The 16,654-nt window shown below is 48.5% G+C and carries 14 protein-coding genes; 10 read left to right on the top strand and 4 right to left on the bottom strand.

What is annotated here, in order from left to right; translation table 11 throughout:
- Positions 1-187: 187 nt before the first annotated feature.
- The 7 genes from C4S39_RS14060 (at position 188) to hslU (ending at position 6,854) form a co-directional block, all read left to right on the top strand.
- A complete protein-coding gene (locus C4S39_RS14060) occupies positions 188-1,558 on the top strand; it encodes a hypothetical protein (RefSeq protein WP_146059778.1) in 1,371 nt (456 codons plus the stop codon).
- 296 nt (positions 1,559-1,854) lie between these two features.
- Positions 1,855-2,379, top strand: coding sequence for a GNAT family N-acetyltransferase (locus C4S39_RS14055; RefSeq protein WP_103967580.1), 525 nt, complete (start codon positions 1,855-1,857; stop codon positions 2,377-2,379).
- Positions 2,380-2,382: 3 nt separating this feature from the next.
- A complete protein-coding gene (gene dapF, locus C4S39_RS14050; RefSeq protein ID WP_103967579.1) occupies positions 2,383-3,210 on the top strand; it encodes a diaminopimelate epimerase in 828 nt (275 codons plus the stop codon).
- A 14-nt stretch (positions 3,211-3,224) separates the two neighbouring features.
- Positions 3,225-3,935 carry a DUF484 family protein gene (locus C4S39_RS14045; protein ID WP_258039458.1) on the top strand — a complete coding sequence of 237 codons (711 nt, stop codon included), beginning with the start codon at positions 3,225-3,227 and terminating at the stop codon, positions 3,933-3,935.
- Entirely contained in the window at positions 3,919-4,812 is an 894-nt protein-coding gene (gene xerC / locus C4S39_RS14040; protein WP_103967577.1) for a tyrosine recombinase XerC, read from the top strand. The genes C4S39_RS14045 and xerC overlap by 17 nt, the downstream gene beginning before the upstream one ends.
- A gap of 79 nt (positions 4,813-4,891) precedes the next feature.
- Positions 4,892-5,413 (top strand): ATP-dependent protease subunit HslV, encoded by a 522-nt coding sequence (hslV, locus tag C4S39_RS14035; RefSeq protein ID WP_013648126.1) that lies wholly within the window; start codon positions 4,892-4,894, stop codon positions 5,411-5,413.
- Positions 5,414-5,522: 109 nt separating this feature from the next.
- Positions 5,523-6,854, top strand: coding sequence for an ATP-dependent protease ATPase subunit HslU (gene hslU / locus C4S39_RS14030; protein WP_074721949.1), 1,332 nt, complete (start codon positions 5,523-5,525; stop codon positions 6,852-6,854).
- Positions 6,855-6,933: 79 nt separating this feature from the next.
- Here the strand turns inward: hslU and dapE are convergent, their stop codons facing one another.
- The 3 genes from dapE to ovoA all read right to left on the bottom strand — a co-directional run bounded on the left by dapE (position 6,934) and on the right by ovoA (position 11,601).
- The gene (gene dapE / locus C4S39_RS14025; protein ID WP_103967576.1) at positions 6,934-8,136 is read right to left on the bottom strand and encodes a succinyl-diaminopimelate desuccinylase; all 1,203 of its coding nucleotides are present in this window, start codon (positions 8,134-8,136) and stop codon (positions 6,934-6,936) included.
- A gap of 172 nt (positions 8,137-8,308) precedes the next feature.
- A complete protein-coding gene (locus tag C4S39_RS14020) occupies positions 8,309-9,490 on the bottom strand; it encodes a MalY/PatB family protein (RefSeq protein WP_103967575.1) in 1,182 nt (393 codons plus the stop codon).
- Entirely contained in the window at positions 9,487-11,601 is a 2,115-nt protein-coding gene (gene ovoA / locus C4S39_RS14015; protein WP_103967574.1) for a 5-histidylcysteine sulfoxide synthase, read from the bottom strand. The genes C4S39_RS14020 and ovoA overlap by 4 nt, the downstream gene beginning before the upstream one ends.
- 291 nt (positions 11,602-11,892) lie before the next feature.
- On the opposite strand from ovoA, the gene C4S39_RS14010 reads away from it, so the two are divergent.
- Genes C4S39_RS14010 through lspA form a run of 3 tightly spaced genes read left to right on the top strand, consistent with a single transcriptional unit; the run spans position 11,893 to position 16,201 of the window.
- Positions 11,893-12,861 carry a bifunctional riboflavin kinase/FAD synthetase gene (locus C4S39_RS14010; RefSeq protein WP_103967573.1) on the top strand — a complete coding sequence of 323 codons (969 nt, stop codon included), beginning with the start codon at positions 11,893-11,895 and terminating at the stop codon, positions 12,859-12,861.
- A 19-nt stretch (positions 12,862-12,880) separates the two neighbouring features.
- Positions 12,881-15,679 (top strand): isoleucine--tRNA ligase, encoded by a 2,799-nt coding sequence (gene ileS, locus C4S39_RS14005; RefSeq protein WP_103967572.1) that lies wholly within the window; start codon positions 12,881-12,883, stop codon positions 15,677-15,679.
- 33 nt (positions 15,680-15,712) lie between these two features.
- Entirely contained in the window at positions 15,713-16,201 is a 489-nt protein-coding gene (gene lspA, locus C4S39_RS14000) for a signal peptidase II (protein ID WP_103967571.1), read from the top strand.
- A gap of 6 nt (positions 16,202-16,207) precedes the next feature.
- Here lspA and C4S39_RS13995 read toward each other — a convergent pair whose 3' ends face one another.
- Complete coding sequence (locus tag C4S39_RS13995; RefSeq protein ID WP_103967570.1) at positions 16,208-16,387, bottom strand: hypothetical protein; 180 nt, start codon at positions 16,385-16,387, stop codon at positions 16,208-16,210.
- Between the last annotated feature and the right edge of the window lie 267 nt (positions 16,388-16,654).

The following is a 16,654-nucleotide window of genomic DNA, read 5'->3' as shown; positions in this document are numbered from 1 at the left end:
GCGTTGTCTGATCCATGGCAGATCATGGCAACCATCAATCATCTGGATCCGAAGGTTGTGCATACTGCAGAAGCGCATACTTGAACATGCATGCTTTCTTTAATAGCGATAGCAATGGGGAAGATAAATTTATAGTGGATAGTTATCAATTTTTTAGAACTATCAATTAATCAGAGGAAATTAGATCATGAAACTCTTTAAACTAAGAGAGATTTCTAGCATCAGTAAAACAATGGTTTTTGCTTTTGTTTTTGCGGTGGCAATGATGGGGTTGAATATGCCATCGGCCAATGCGGCATTGGCTGGTAAAGGCTTAATACATCCGGTTAATAAGTTCCCGACCTGGTTCTCCGATAGCCAAGGCACTACCTTGCAGTTGTGCCTGGATGGCGATGGCGTTACCGGCCTGTGTATCTTCGACCCGGTGATTCCGGGTAATGCCACATCGGTAGCGACCGGCTTTGGCGCAGAAGGATTTTGGTGGGCAGCAGATGCCAGTATGAATGTAACTGGGGGTCAGGCTATTTTAGTGTTGGCTTTGGAGGCTGCCTACGGTGCGGGTGATCCTGCGCCGAACGACCAGTTCGCTTTTGGGCGTGTGCGTATCCGGGTTGATATACCGGTTGATGGCGAGTACAAAATCTGGCACCCCTTTCTCAATGAAGACGATGGCTGTAAAGAGGAAGTTTATAATGCAACAGCCGGAAGACGCGCTATTAATATAACCCGCGATACGGGCGGCGCCGCACCGTTTGAAACCATGCTCAGCGGTGAAGTCGGTCCTTTCCTGGTCTGGGATCCCGCCATAGCGCCGGTTGCGCCTGCGGGTTATGTGGGCGATCCTAACGTGCCGCATGAAGTCATCGGTGGCCATTGCGGCATCAATTATTTCAAGATCGAAGGTCCGGCTGGCGTGAATCTGGATGGCAATGGAAATAATGTTGTGGAAACCAGTTTATTTTCAGTGCAAGGAAAAATCTATGATCAGGCTAACGTCCCGCCAGGTATTGAACCTGTACGCACTACTTATTTCCGTGCCACCAATATCAGCAACGGCAGGACAACGGCGCGTATCAACGCATGGATGAAAGCGCCGACTGAAGCTACCGTTGAGCTCAGCGGCATACCTCAGTCCAATCAAAATGGGCCAATGGTATTCGATGGCGATAGCACCTTCTACAAACGTGCCGCGTTAAATTTCAATTTTGGTCTTTCGGTACCGGACCAGGTAACGATTACTGCGACAAGCGCCGGTGGCCTGGAGACCGTGCAAGTAGTTAATGTCGTTGATCAAGTGACGATTACCCAGGCGACCTGGACACCTGGAGTAGTCAAGGTCGTGGCTTTGACCAGCGACAAGATACGTCCTACTGCAGGGGTTGCTATTCCCGAGCTTACATTGCATATCGGAAGCCAAACCTTCCTCATGCCGCAGGTGGGTGTTCCTGGACGATATGAAGTGTCGGTGTCGGAGGCGGGCGCATTCCTGGTACCGCCCGCACGAGTGACGGTAACCTCTTCACAAGGGGGTAGCGATACTGAGGGCGTGGCGGATTAGCCAATGCAGAACGGTAAACCTCTTGTTTAATGTCGAGGGATATCGGGTATATAGTATCAGCAATGAAAAAACTCGACCGCTTCATGCGGTCGAGTTTTCTGAAGGAAAGAGGTTATGCAAATTTTCCTTCTCAATTCATCGTCACTTTAAGTTGAACGCAATCTTCCTGACGCGAGTCAATTCAGCTATTTTGTCTATTTTAGAGAAATAGAGGCCTGCAACAATTATTTCATTTCATCCTTTGTAGGTATGCTGGATAAGATGTCATTGTGGAGAGCGCTTTTATACAAGGCCTCATGCAATTGCAACCGAGCATATTATCTTTAACACCATCGGATACCCGGACGATCGCCGCATTGGCGCGCACGATCTGGCAACATCATTATGCGCCTATTATTTCAACGGCTCAGATCGAATATATGCTGGCGCAACGATATGAGCCGGCGCTGATTCAGGATCAACTCAAGGATCCCAGTATGTGGTGGAGAAAGCTGACTTTGGATCAGACCATTGTAGGTTTTTCCTGCTGTATGCTGACCGGGCAGCCAAACGAGCTGAAAATTGATAAACTATATGTCCATTGTGATTATCATCGCAGAGGCTATGGGGCGATGCTGGTGGCGGATGCATTTAACCTCATGCGAAGTAAAGATTTGCAATCCTTGATACTCACAGTCAATAAACGCAACCATAGCGCTATTACAGCCTATCAGCAGTATGGGTTTGAAATTGCAGGTGATAGTATTGTCGATATCGGGGGGGGCTTTGTAATGAATGATTTTTTGATGACGCTGACCGATTTCAGCCGCTGGAATACATGATCGATGAAGTTAAAATTTACCAAAATGCAAGGCTTGGGAAATGATTTCGTAGTTTTGGACGGTATCAATCAAGCGGTAAATCTTGATCGGCAGCAAATTCGCCGGCTTGCGGATCGGCATTTCGGTATCGGCTGTGATCAGCTTTTGCTGGTGGAGCAAGCACAAGGCGATGCCGATTTTCGTTATCGTATTTTCAATGCCGACGGCGGCGAAGTTGAGCAATGCGGCAATGGAGCACGGTGTTTTGTGCGCTATGTGCATGATCATGGTTTGACGCAAAATAATGAAATCCGTATCGAAACTCTAAGTGGTGTGATATCACCCAGGCTGGAGAACAATGGAAATATCACGGTGGATATGGGAAAACCGATATTCGAGCCGGGACAGATTCCGTTTGTTGCTGATCAATGCGCGCTGACTTACCAACTTGAATTACCGGATAACCCGGTTACAATATGCGCATTGTCGATGGGGAATCCGCATGCTGTGCGTGTAGTGACAGATATCGCGCGTGCGCCGGTTGCAACTGAAGGCGCGTTGATTGAGCAGCACCGGCGTTTTCCTAATAAGGTCAATGTGGGTTACTTGCAGGTTATTGATCGGAATCATATCAAGCTGCGCGTGTTTGAACGGGGGGCAGGTGAGACGCTGGCCTGCGGAACAGGCGCTTGTGCTGCTGTCGTGGCGGGCATCAATCTGGGTTTGTTGGATCGTCAGGTTGTCGTGAGTACGCAAGGCGGCGATTTGACAATAAGCTGGCAGGGTTACGATGAGCCGGTCTGGATGACCGGCCCGGCAGTCACGGTATTTGAAGGTGAGATTAATTTGTAATCAATCAAGGAACTATGATGAAACCGGAAGAAGTTGCACAGTATCTGCAGGAACACCCGCAGTTCTTCAATCAGTATGCTGATTTGTTGGCGGATCTTCAAATCTCCCATCCGCAGGATGAAAAAGTAATCTCGCTCAATGAGAGACAAATCATTGCATTACGGGAAAGAAACCGGGTGTTGCAGGATAAGCTGCTGGAGCTGATCAGCTTTGGCGAAGAAAATGATGCGATCGGAGAGAAAATGCACCGCCTGGTAATCGCTTTGCTTTCTGTTTCGAATATCGATGAATTGTTCCATGCATTGTACTTCAGCCTGAAAGAAGATTTTGCCATTCCACTGGTGTCCATGCGGCTCTGGAATGTTGTGAATGGTGAAAAATCCAACGCTGAATTCACTCCCGTCAGTGAGGATGTGCGTACCATTGCCGAGAGCTTGCCGCAGCCCTATTGCGGTAATCATATTGCGGATGAAATCAAGCAATGGTTCGGAGAGGGTGCCGAGCATCTTAACTCGTTTGCGATGATTCCTTTGAATGCTGCGCGAACCATTGGTTTAGTGGTTCTGGGCAGCCCTGATGCCGAGCGGTTTTATACTGAGATGGGGACGTTGCATCTGAAACGGTTAGGGGAATTGGTGTGCACCACCGTGACACGTTACGATCAAGCCGGAATCATGGGCAGTTTGGCCGATAAGCAGAATGTGATCGATGACCGGCACCCCTGAACTGCGAGCTGTTGCCTATATCGATCATCTGGCTTATGAGCGGCGTTTGTCACCGCTGACGTGTAAAAGCTATGCACGTGATATTCGCATTTTGTTGGAACATCTGGGTACGGATGACTTAGCGCAGGTGCAATCACCCAATATCCGTCAAGCGATTGCGCAACTTCACGGTAAAGGGCTTGGCGGCAGAAGCCTGGCCAGAATGTTATCCGCCTGGTGTGGTTTCTATAATTTTTTAATTCGCAGACACGGCTTTCAGCATAACCCTTGCCATGCTGTGCGTGTTCCCAAATCACCACAAAAATTACCGCATGCGCTGTCGCCTGATGAAGCTACACGGCTGTTGCAATTTCCCGTTGAAAATATTTTGCTGGCCCGCGATAGCGCGATGTTTGAGCTATTCTATTCTTCCGGCTTAAGGCTGGCGGAATTGGCGCAACTTCAGCCTGATGATATTCATTTTGCGGAAGGAACAATCAGGGTTCTGGGCAAAGGCGGCAAAGCCCGTATTGTTCCGGTAGGTGAATATGCGCTGCAATCGTTAACGACGTGGTTGGCGTTACGGTTGCAGATTATCAAGCCGGATGTTACTGCACTTTTTTTATCCCAGCGCGGTGATGCGATCAGTATGCGCGCTATTGCCTATCGACTGAAAAGCAGAGCGAGACAGCAAGGCCTGCACCAAAATGTACATCCGCATATTTTGCGGCATTCATTTGCTTCCCATGTGTTGCAATCCAGCGGTGATTTGCGCGCGGTTCAGGAAATGCTCGGACATGCCCATATAACGTCCACTCAGGTGTATACCCATCTTGATTTTCAACACTTGGCCAAGATTTACGATGCCGCGCATCCACGGGCCAAGAAAAGAAATTAAGCGCTGATAGGGTTTTTCTATCAAAATTGGCTATGCGTTATACGTTATAATCAAGCTTTGTAACGCAATAAGAAATTTCATGACGACAATTGTTTCAGTAAGGCGCGGCCATCACGTTGCATTGGGTGGCGATGGCCAGGTAACGCTTGGTGCCGTAGTAGCCAAATCCAGCGCCCGTAAAGTCCGCAGGCTCTATCATGACAAAATTCTGGCCGGATTTGCCGGTGGAACCGCTGATGCTTTTACCTTGTTTGAAAGGTTTGAAGGTAAGCTGGAGGCTCATAACGGGCATATCATGCGCGCTGCGGTTGAGTTGGCCAAAGATTGGCGTACCGATCGTATTTTGCGCAGATTGGAGGCTATGCTGGTGGTAGCCAATGAAGAGGCAACGCTGATTGTTACCGGTGCTGGCGATATTATCGAGCCTGAGCTGGGTATTGCCGCGATTGGCAGCGGCGGCTCATATGCATTGGCTGCCGCGCGTGCATTATTGGAGAATACGGATCTGCCCCCTCAGGAAATCGTGAAAAAAGCGCTGACCATTGCAGGTGATATCTGTATTTATACCAATCAGGATCATATTATCGAAATGATCGATTGAATTTTTCGATAAGCAAAAGAATTCTACCCATGCGAAGGTTAGGCTATTAACTTGTTGGGTCAGTAGCCTAGGCCGGTATTTACATACATCTATTACAAAATATGAAACCATGTCACAAATGACTCCGCAGGAAATTGTTCATGAATTGGACAAACATATTATTGGCCAGGACTCAGCCAAAAGGGCTGTTGCGATCGCGCTGAGAAATCGCTGGCGCCGCCAGCAGGTTGCCGATCCTTTGCGCCAGGAAATCACACCGAAGAATATTCTGATGATCGGGCCAACCGGTGTCGGTAAAACCGAAATCGCACGCCGGCTGGCCAAGCTTGCAAATGCGCCTTTTATCAAGATCGAAGCCACTAAATTTACCGAAGTCGGCTATGTTGGGCGCGATGTTGATTCAATTATTCGCGATCTGGCGGAAACAGCCGTGAAAGAGTCACGGGAAAGAGAAACCCGCAAGAAGCAACCGCTTGCGGAAGATCATGCGGAAGATCGTATTCTCGATGCGCTATTGCCGGGCTCCAGGGATTTCGGGGCGCCAGTGAATCCTGAAGACCACAATAATTTGACGCGCCAAAAGTTTCGTAAAAAACTGCGGGAAGGGGAGTTGGATGATAAGGAAATTGAGATCGAAGTAGCGGCTTCACGCGCCAGCATGGAAATTTTTGCGCCGCCGGGAATGGAAGATCTGACCTCACAAATTCAAGGCATGTTTCAGAATATGACCGGTGAGAGAAAGAAAACCCGCAAACTGACGATTCGCGAAGCGAAAAAAATACTGCTGGAAGAAGAAGCTGCGAAAATGGTCAATGACGAGGAGCTGAAACTTTCCGCCCTTCAGAATGTAGAACAGAATGGTATCGTGTTTCTGGATGAAATAGACAAAATTGCCAGCCGGGCAAACAATGCCGGCGGGGATGTTTCACGCCAGGGTGTGCAACGCGACCTGCTGCCTTTGGTGGAAGGTACCACCGTTTCCACTAAATACGGAATGATCAATACCGATCATATTCTGTTTATTGCCAGTGGTGCCTTTCATATGTCAAAACCTTCCGATTTGATTCCGGAGCTGCAAGGGCGTTTTCCTATCCGTGTTGAATTGGGCAGCCTGAGTGTGAGTGATTTTGAACAGATTCTGACTAATACCGATGCTTGCCTCACGCGTCAGTATGAAGCACTATTGGCGACCGAGGGTGTTACATTGCAATTTGGCGGTGATGCGATCAAACGCCTGGCGGAAATTGCCCATTCTGTTAACAGTAAGACTGAGAATATTGGTGCCAGGCGCCTGCATACCGTGATCGAAAAGCTGCTTGAGGAGGTTTCTTATAATGCACCTAAACATAGTGGTGAAACCTTGATCATTGATGCGGCTTATGTTGATGAACGTCTTAAGGATTTGTCGCAGAGCGAGGATTTGGCAAGATATGTGTTGTGATCGTTTCTTGCCGCTGTCAGTGGTAGCCTCAACCTTCTGGAAACCCTGCGGTAAAACCGCAGGGTTTTTTTAATCGATCTTATTCAAAAGAAAAATATTTTTTCAGCTTATCTAAGAAGCTGTCTGAATGGGTTTGATTTGTTTCCTTTTCCGAGGACAGTAAATTTTCCATGGTCAAAAGATAAATTCGCGAGAGTTGTTCAAGGTCATCGACATCGACATACTCATTCAGTTTGTGAATGGTTGCGTTACGCGGACCGAATTCAACCACCTGGGAGCAGATATCTGCGATAAACCGACCATCCGAAGTGCCTCCTGAGGTGGACAATTGCGGCTCGACAGCAGTGACTTTGGTAATGGCGGCGCTTATCGCATCGGCTAATTCGGCTTTGGGGGTGAGATACGGTTTCCCTGAGAGTTCCCACTGTAATTCATAATCCAATCCATGTTTATCAAGGATCTCATGCACTCTGGCTGTGAGCGAATCGACCGTGCTGGCGGTGGAGAAACGGAAATTGAACATTAAATTCAGGGTGCCGGGGATTACATTGGTAGCTCCTGTTCCGGCATTGATATTGGAAATATGCCAGGTTGTCGGTGGAAAAAACTCATTGCCTTGATCCCATTCCGTATTCGCCAGTTCCGCAATTGCCGGAGCAGCCAGATGAATCGGATTTTTGGCTAAATGCGGATAGGCGATATGTCCTTGTATGCCTTTGATGATCAGATTTCCGGATAAGGAGCCGCGGCGGCCGTTCTTGACCGTATCGCCCAGTTTGTCGGTGCACGTCGGTTCGCCCACAATGCAATAATCGAGTAATTCGCCGCGTGCTTTAAGTGTTTCGACTACTTTGGCGGTGCCATCGATAGCAGCGCCTTCCTCGTCTGAAGTGATTAATAATGCGATCGATCCTTGATGCTGGGCATGTTGTTTCAGAAATGCTTCAATCGCCGTAATAAAGGCTGCCAGCGATGATTTCATATCAGCGGCGCCGCGTCCGTATAAGCGTCCATCGCGGATAGTGGGTATGAATGGATCGCTGTTCCATTGTTCCAGTGGTCCGGTGGGCACAACATCGGTATGTCCAGCGAAGCAAAGCACGGGCGTTGTGTTACCGCGCCGCGCCCAAAGATTATCGACAATACCGAAACGCATTTTTTCAATATGGAAACCGAGTTTTTCCAGATGATCGATTAAAATTTGCTGGCATCCATCATCGTCGGGAGTCAGCGACCGGCGGGCAATCAGTGTTTGTACGAGTTCCAGCGTGTCATTGGGCATAATTTTTCCTAAGTTGGGTAAGTTGATGTTTTTAAGTTCTGGATTGCTTCTGTTGTTGATGCCTTTGCCTGTAATTGATAGGTAAGGAAACATTTTTTGTGAACAACAACGTATTGTGACACGATGGAGCAAGCAGGCAATCTGTGGAGCGGATGCCCGCAAATATGGATTTTCAAAGGCGCTCTTCAGTGTGCCAGGCTTGTTTGATCCTTTGCATAATCGATAGAATCGTTCTTCTCGGCGCACCAATATTCAGCCGCATAAACCCGCTGCCTTCCTTACCGAATTGTATACCGGGATTCATGCCGACGCCCGCTGCATGGATAAAAAAATGTTTTAGCTGCGCGTCGGTCATGTTCAATGCGCGGCAATCCAGCCACAGCAGGTAAGTGCCTTCGGCTTTGATTACCTTGATTTCCGGTAATTGCTCGGTCAAGAATGCCGTAACGCAGTCGCGCGTGTCACGCAAATAAACCAATAGAGCTTCCAGCCATTCTTCGCCTTCGCGGTAGGCGGCTTCAAACGCAGCGATGCTGAATGGATTGGATGCGCTGACGTGAAAGTTGTTGAATGTTTGTGTTATGGCGCTGCGGATGGATGCGTCGGGAATAACCAATGCTGACAGGTTTAATCCGGGAATATTGAAGGTTTTGCTGGGGGCTGCTGCCGTGATGATTTTAGTGTCACTTTCTGCGATTGCGGCGAGAACAGCGTGTTGATTGCCAGGATAAACCAGATCGGCGTGAATTTCGTCAGAGAAAATGATTAAATCATGTTTCCCGGCAATGTGTAACAGCTGTTCCAGCTCATCGGGTTGCCAGACCCGGCCCACCGGATTATGCGGTGAGCATAACAACAGCAGTTTTGCTTTCCGGGCACAATCTTCCAGGTGATCAAAATCGATGGTGTAGCGGCCATTGCGCAGTACGAGCGGATTTTGGATCAGCATTCGTCCGGTTTGTGTAACAACCGAGAAAAAAGGAAAATATACCGGTGGTTGAATAATGACCGATTCACCGGGTTGAGTGAATGCCATTATGGCGGCGTTGATCGACGGTACCACGCTAGGACACGGAATAATCCAGTCGCGCTGAATGCTCCAGCCATGCCGCCGCTGCATCCAGTGAATCAAAGCATCGTATAAACTGTCGGGAAAAAGCGTGTAGCCGTAAATCGGGTGCCTGGCGCGCGTTATCAGTGCCTGGGTGACTGCAGGCGGCGCGGCGAAATCCATGTCCGCCACCCACGCAGGAATGACCTCGTTGATGCCGAACATGGCTTGCCGGCCGTCATACTTGACGCTGTGAGTTGCCGTGCGGTTGATCTCGTGGTCAAAGTCAAAACCACGATTCAAGAAACTTTCTCCCAGATGGTGACTTCCGACAAGGTATGCTGGAATTTGCGCCTGGTTTCACGGATGACAAAAGGTACAGGCTGCGGGCCTTGTATCAGGCGGAAGTTTTTGCCGAGAATCTCTTTCAAACCATCCAATGTGGTGAAATTCTCACCATCGCGCTTGAAACCGCCAACCCAGGATTCTTTCTTGGTATGTTCGGTCAGCCAGGTGTAGGGCGACGCAATCATCAGCAAACCGCCGGTGTTAATGCGCGTGTGAATGCTGCTGAGCAGGTTGTCCGGATCATACAGGCGGTCGATCAGGTTGGCAGCGAGTATTAAGTCATATCCGGTAAAAATCGCTTTCAAATTGCACGCATCGCCCTGATAAAATTCAACTCGATCTTTGACGTGATCCAGCCCCAGATCGGATAGCGTACGTTCCTTATAGGAAACCAGATCGCCTTCCTCGGTTAAGGTGTAACGCAGTACACCCTGTTGCGCGAGTTGTACGCCCTGGCCGATGAATCGCGCGGAGAAATCGATACCGGTGACATGATCAAAACCGCGCGCTAACTCAAAGGTGGAGCGGCCGGATGCACAGCCCAGGTCGAGCGCGGTGCGCTTGGGCTTGTTTCCCATGGCTGCGAGCGCAATTTCGGCTAATGCCTGGGAGAAATTGGGCACATCGAAGTAGCTGTCGCCATAATGAAATTCTGCATACTCCGACAGCAGTTTGTCGGTTTCGTAATTGGAAGCCGGCAGTGTTGCCGGCGCATCCGAGACTACATAACGGAAGCCCGCATGCTGGAAGAAATGGCGGCGGAAGGCATAACGTGCGCTGTGCAGCGATTCGTTGCCGCAGGCAATCCATGAGCCGCCTTTGATCAAGTTGTGCTGACCGTCAAATGTCGGCGTGGTGAAGTCGTCATATAGCGGATGCACGTCAAAACCGGAAAAAGGGTAAGTAGGCGTTTCTGTCCATTGCCAGACGTTGCCGATGATATCGAAAAATTCGCCATAGGGAAACTCAGTTACCGGACAACTCGATGCATAATAATCCAGATGCAGATTGCCGCAGGATTTCGTATCCCTCGGTACTTCGGATAATTGTGCAACATCATAAAGCCGATACCATTCATCTTCGGTGGGTAGCCGTACCGGCTGCTTGGTCACAGCGGCTTTCCAGTTACAAAATGCCTTCGCTTCGTGATAATTGATTTCCACCGGCCAATCCCATGGCATCGGAATTTCTTCGGTCATCAGGCGCAAGTGCCATGAATCGTCTTTTCTGATCCAGAATGCCGGGTATTCCGCTTGCGTGAATTTTAGCCAGGAGCGGCCTTCCTCCAACCAGTAATTTTCAAGGTGATAGCCATTGGCTTCAACGAAAGGCAGGAATTCCTGGTTGCTGACCAGAAACTTGCTTGCTTGAAACGCCGGGATATCGGCGGTATGTGAACCATATTCATTATCCCAGCCGTAATGCTGATGATCGGTTTTGTTTTTTCCGATCGTTACGGTGCCGGCGGCAACGTGAACCAATTCATTTCGCGGCGCGGTGCCGGATTTTCGGCATGGCTGCCAATCCGGATGTGGTTGCACAAAATGCAACGCGTGCTGGCGGATCAGTACCGAAGAAGTTTCCAGATGGATGCGTTCGTGCTCAATACCCATCAGAATCGGCCACCAGTCGCTTTCCCAGGAAATGGGTAAAGTCAGCGGCATGGTGCTGATCAGTTCATCGACCAAAGTGCGCATGGATTTTCGATAAGCGCGCACTTCTCCGACACTGGGCCAATCGTAATGTGTGCTATCCAGATCGTCCCAGCTCATTTCATCGACACCCACGGCAAAAATGGATTCCAGGCGGAAATCGATACGTTCGGTGATAAGCCCGGAAAGAATCAGCTTGTTAACAAAAAAGGTTGCAGTATGACCCAGATAGAAAATCAATGGATGACGCAGTGTAATGGGTTTCTTATAATATGCTTCATCATTACGCAGCGTTTCGAATAGTTGCTCATAGCGATCCAGCGTGGTGTGAAAATAATTGCGTATTTCCTCACGTTTTAAACTGGCATCATCGCCATCGAGCAATGGTGTTCTTGGAAATAAAGGTTGTGACATAACGTATTTTTAACGGATTATTCAATTCTTTGGCGGGTATTATAACGCCTCACGCTTTTCAGATCATGTTCAATCGGGAAAATTGTCAATTTACCGGTAATTTGAACAGCGGCGCACGAAATGCGCAGTGTAACTATAAATCGTGGTAGAACGGAATAGATCAGCAATCTGACAGATAAGCAGAATCCTCAATCGCCCTATGCAATCAAGACGGCAATTGATCTAACGCGAACTAGACCTGATCGCCTTAAACACGTTAGAATTGCTAATTTTTTGGCCCCTGCTTATCCCATGCATACTTGGCGCAGGACATCGGCACACGCTAAGATGCCGATTGCGCTTACCATAGGTAATTTTGATGGTGTCCATTTAGGCCATCAGGCGATGCTTGCCCGTTTAAAGGATGCAGCCAATCAGCTTGGACTTCCCGCTTGTGCGATGACCTTTGAGCCGCATCCGCGCGAATTCTTTACGTCCCATCAGGCGCCGGTACGCTTGACCGGTTTGCGGGAAAAAATGAATTGCTTAATTCGGACTGGGATCGATTGTATTGTTATCTGTCGCTTTAATTCTGATTTTGCCAGACTCAGTCCGGAACGATTTATCACGCACATTCTGAATCAGGAATTACATGTCCGCTGGTTGTTGATAGGCGATGATTTTCGTTTTGGAGCACGCCGCGCAGGCGATTCTGCCATGCTGCAAGCGCTCTCTGCAGAAAATGGCTTTACGGTGGAAGTCATGCCGAGCGTTCTGGTTGATAATCAGCGTGTTTCCAGCTCCGCGATTCGTCAGGCACTGGTTGCCGGTAATTTGGATGAAGCCGGAAAATTGTTGGGCAGGCCGTATAATATCAGTGGCCGCGTCATAGATGGCGACAAATTAGGCAGGCAAATAGGGTTTCCCACAGCAAATATCCAGCTAAGGCATAATCCGCCACTTAGTGGCATTTTTGTTGTATCGGTATATGGTGCCAATCCGTCGTCACCGGAGATTCCACTGCCCGGCGTTGCCAGTTTGGGGGTGCGGCCAACAATTCATGAAAATGGCAAGCCTGTATTGGAAGTTCATTTGTTCGACTTTAACAATGACATTTATGGACAGCGCTTGCGGGTTGATTTTCTGCACAAATTACGTAACGAAGAAAAATATGCGGATATCGGCACGCTTGTGCGGCAAATTGAAAAAGATGTCGCGCAAGCCAAAGAATTTTTTATGACGCCTCCCGCTCATTTTAATCGCATGTGTGGTGCTTTTTAACTTATTCATTGTAACTTTCATGATTGATTATAAGAAAACCTTAAACTTACTTGATACACCTTTTCCGATGCGCGGCAATCTTGCCAGTCGTGAACCCGGTATGCTGAAAGCCTGGCAAGAAAAGAATCTGTACCAGAAAATTCGTTCTGCCAGCAAAGGGCGCCCAAAGTTCATACTGCACGATGGTCCGCCTTATGCCAATGGTGATATTCATATTGGTCATGCGGTCAATAAAATCCTCAAGGACATCATCATCAAAAGTAAAACCTTGTCCGGTTTCGATGCACCCTATATTCCCGGCTGGGATTGTCATGGTTTGCCGATAGAACACCAGATCGAGAAAAAACATGGCAAGCATTTGCCAGCCGATAAAGTGCGCGAACTCTGCCGTGCTTTCGCCCAAGAACAGGTGGAGCGCCAGAAAAGCGATTTTATCCGCCTGGGCGTGCTGGGAGATTGGGAACGTCCTTATCTCACGATGAATTTCAAAACAGAGGCCGGCATTATTCGCGCACTGGGAAAAATTTATCAAAATGGTTATCTGTATCAAGGCCAGAAGCCTGTTAACTGGTGTATCGATTGTGGCTCCGCTCTGGCTGAAGCGGAAGTGGAGTATGAAGATAAAACCTCGCCCGCGATTGATGTGGGTTTTACAGTGTCATCCGCGCATTCGTTGCTGAGCGAAGTTTTTGCCGTCCCTGTTCCGGAAAATATTCCCATCCATGCCATCATCTGGACCACTACGCCATGGACATTGCCTGCCAATCAAGCTGTCTGCGTTCATCCCGAATTCGACTATGCGCTGGTGCAAACACCAAAAGGCTTATTGATACTGGCCAGTGAACTGAAGGAGACCTGCCTCGAGCGCTATAACCTGACCGGTAAAACACTGGCCACGTGCAAAGGTCAGGCATTGGAGCATATGTCATTGCAGCACCCGTTTGAACCACGAGTGGTAAAAATCATTTGTGGCAAACATGTTACGCTGGAAGCCGGCACCGGGCTTGTGCATACGGCGCCCGCGCACGGTGTGGACGATTATTTTGTCGGACAAACTTACCACTTGCCGAGTGATAGCCCGGTTGGCGGCAATGGACAGTTTGTTGCACACATCCCTTTGGTTGGCGGGCTCTCTGTGTGGAAGGCCAACGATATTGTTATCGATACGCTCAGAACCCATGAGCATCTTTTCTGCCTGAAAAAACTGGAACATAGCTATCCTCATTGCTGGCGCCATAAAACACCGATTATTTTCCGCGCCACGCCACAATGGTTTATCGGCATGAATTTGTGCAATGCAGATGCCGCATCCACGCAGGATAGAACGCTGCGTGAACTGGCTCTGCAGGCGATCGATACCACGGAATTTTTCCCTGCATGGGGCAAAGCCCGTCTGGAAGCAATGATCAGGAATCGCCCGGATTGGTGCGTATCACGCCAACGTAACTGGGGCGTGCCGATGACATTTTTTGTGCATAAGGACACGCATGCGCCGCATCCGCGCTCACTGGAGCTGCTTGAACAAATAGCGCAAAAGGTCGAACAGCAGGGCATCGAGGCTTGGTTTGCGTTGGCTGGGGCTGAATTGCTTGGTGAGGAAGCCAGGGATTATAAAAAGCTGACCGATACTCTGGATGTCTGGTTTGATTCCGGCACCACGCACGATACTGTCGTTAAAGCGGATGCGCAACTTACATTTCCGGTTGATTTGTATTTGGAGGGTTCCGATCAGCATCGTGGATGGTTCCAATCTTCGTTGCTGACGGGCTGTGCCATTGATGATCGTGCGCCATACAAAGCGCTGCTTACGCATGGATTTGTGGTGGATGGCAGCGGTCACAAAATGAGCAAGTCCAAAGGCAACGTCATTGCGCCACAAAAAGTGATGGATACTTCGGGTGCCGATATCTTGCGCTTGTGGGTTGCGTCTACCGATTATTCCGGCGAGCTCTCCATCTCCGAAGAAATTCTAAAGCGGGTCATTGAGAGTTACCGCCGTATTCGTAATACGCTGCGTTTTTTACTGGCTAATCTGATGGATTTTGATCCGCAAGCGGATTCGATTGACGTCGCGGATTGTTTGGAAATTGATCGTTATATGCTGGCGCTAACGGCAGCATTCCAGAAAGATTTAATACAGGGCTATGAACGCTATGAATTTCATCAAGTGGTGCATAAGCTACATAATTTCTGCTCTGAAGATCTGGGCGGTTTCTATCTGGATATTCTCAAGGATCGCTTGTATACCGCAGCAGCGGGAGGTTTGCCTCGCCGTTCGGCACAAACTGCGCTGCATCATATTGTGCATTGCCTGGTGCGTTTGTTTGCGCCAATTCTGAGTTTTACAGCGGACGAAGTCTGGGAACATCTGACGGGCGATAACCAGGATAGCGTGCTGTTGCACAATTGGCATATCTTTCCGGTGCAGCCTGATGCCGAACGCCTGCAAAAGCGTTGGGCGAAAATACGTACATTGCGCTCACATGTATTGAAGAAACTGGAAGATTCCCGTATTCAGGGAGAAATAGGGTCTTCTTTGGCGGCGACGGTTGAGATTCGTGCCTGCGCCGAGGATTTCACTTTGCTCAGCTCGCTGAGCCACGATTTACGTTTTGTACTCATTGTCTCTGCAGTCAACCTGGTACAGGTCAATGATTCGCAGCAGGAGAGTATTCTTGTGACGTCCAGTACCCACACAAAATGCGAACGCTGCTGGCATTATCGCCAGGATGTCGGGCATCACGCGGATCATCCAACTTTATGTGAACGTTGCGTTTCCAATCTTTATGGCAACGGGGAAGTGCGCAACTATGCTTGAAACTCTACGATCATTTACTGGAAACCTCACTCTATGAAGCTTCACATCAGTCTTGGCATAGCCTTCGTTATTTTAGCGCTGGACCTTGCAAGCAAATACTGGGTAGAGTCTACGCTGGAATTCGGTCAGGTCATTCCGCTGACCAGCTTCTTTAACCTGGTGCTTACTTATAATCCCGGTGCTGCATTCAGTTTTCTGAGCGAGCAGTCCGGCTGGCAACGCTGGTTTCTCAGTGGTATTGCAGGCAGTGCAGCACTATTGATTGTCTACTTGCTCAACAGGTACAAGCATGAGCGGTTGTTTTGCTTGTCATTGAGTTTGATTCTCGGCGGTGCGCTGGGTAATTTGTATGACCGCATCACACTGGGCCATGTGGTCGATTTTCTGGATTTCTATATCGGCACTTATCATTGGCCCGCTTTCAATGTTGCCGATTCTGCGATTTTTATCGGTGCAGTGTTGATGATCTACGAAAGTTTCAGAAAAGATAAGACAGAAAGTATTCAAAGAAAAACCAAATAACACATTTTACTTTCTAGATTTCTTCTCTTTGGTAATAGGGTTTTGCAAGGTATAGCCATGTTCTTTCATTTTATATCCGCCATAAGCGCCTGCGCCCACAGCAGCCAATGTCCAGCAACCGGATAATAATGATAATGACGCTGCCGTCAATAAAGAAATTACTCTCAGTATTCCCTTATGTTGCACCTTAAACTCCTAAACGTAGAATATAAGTTTCAATAGAATAACCATCGCTTAATGATGGATCTATTGTATCAATACTGACGGTACTCAGGAGTGAATATAATATCAGTCGATCAGAGAATTCGATGCGGATTCCGCTGACGAAAGTCAAAGACGGAAATTTTCATATAGAAACAAATATCTTGATATGGTAACCATCACGATTGCAAAACACAAAACTGATTCTGGGCAGATCACATTCTCAAAAACAACTCAATGTATTCTAAGCAA

It is taken from the genome of Nitrosomonas ureae (genome assembly GCF_900108305.1).
Lineage (GTDB): Bacteria > Pseudomonadota > Gammaproteobacteria > Burkholderiales > Nitrosomonadaceae > Nitrosomonas > Nitrosomonas ureae_B.
This window is presented reverse-complemented; position numbering and strand designations above follow the sequence as displayed.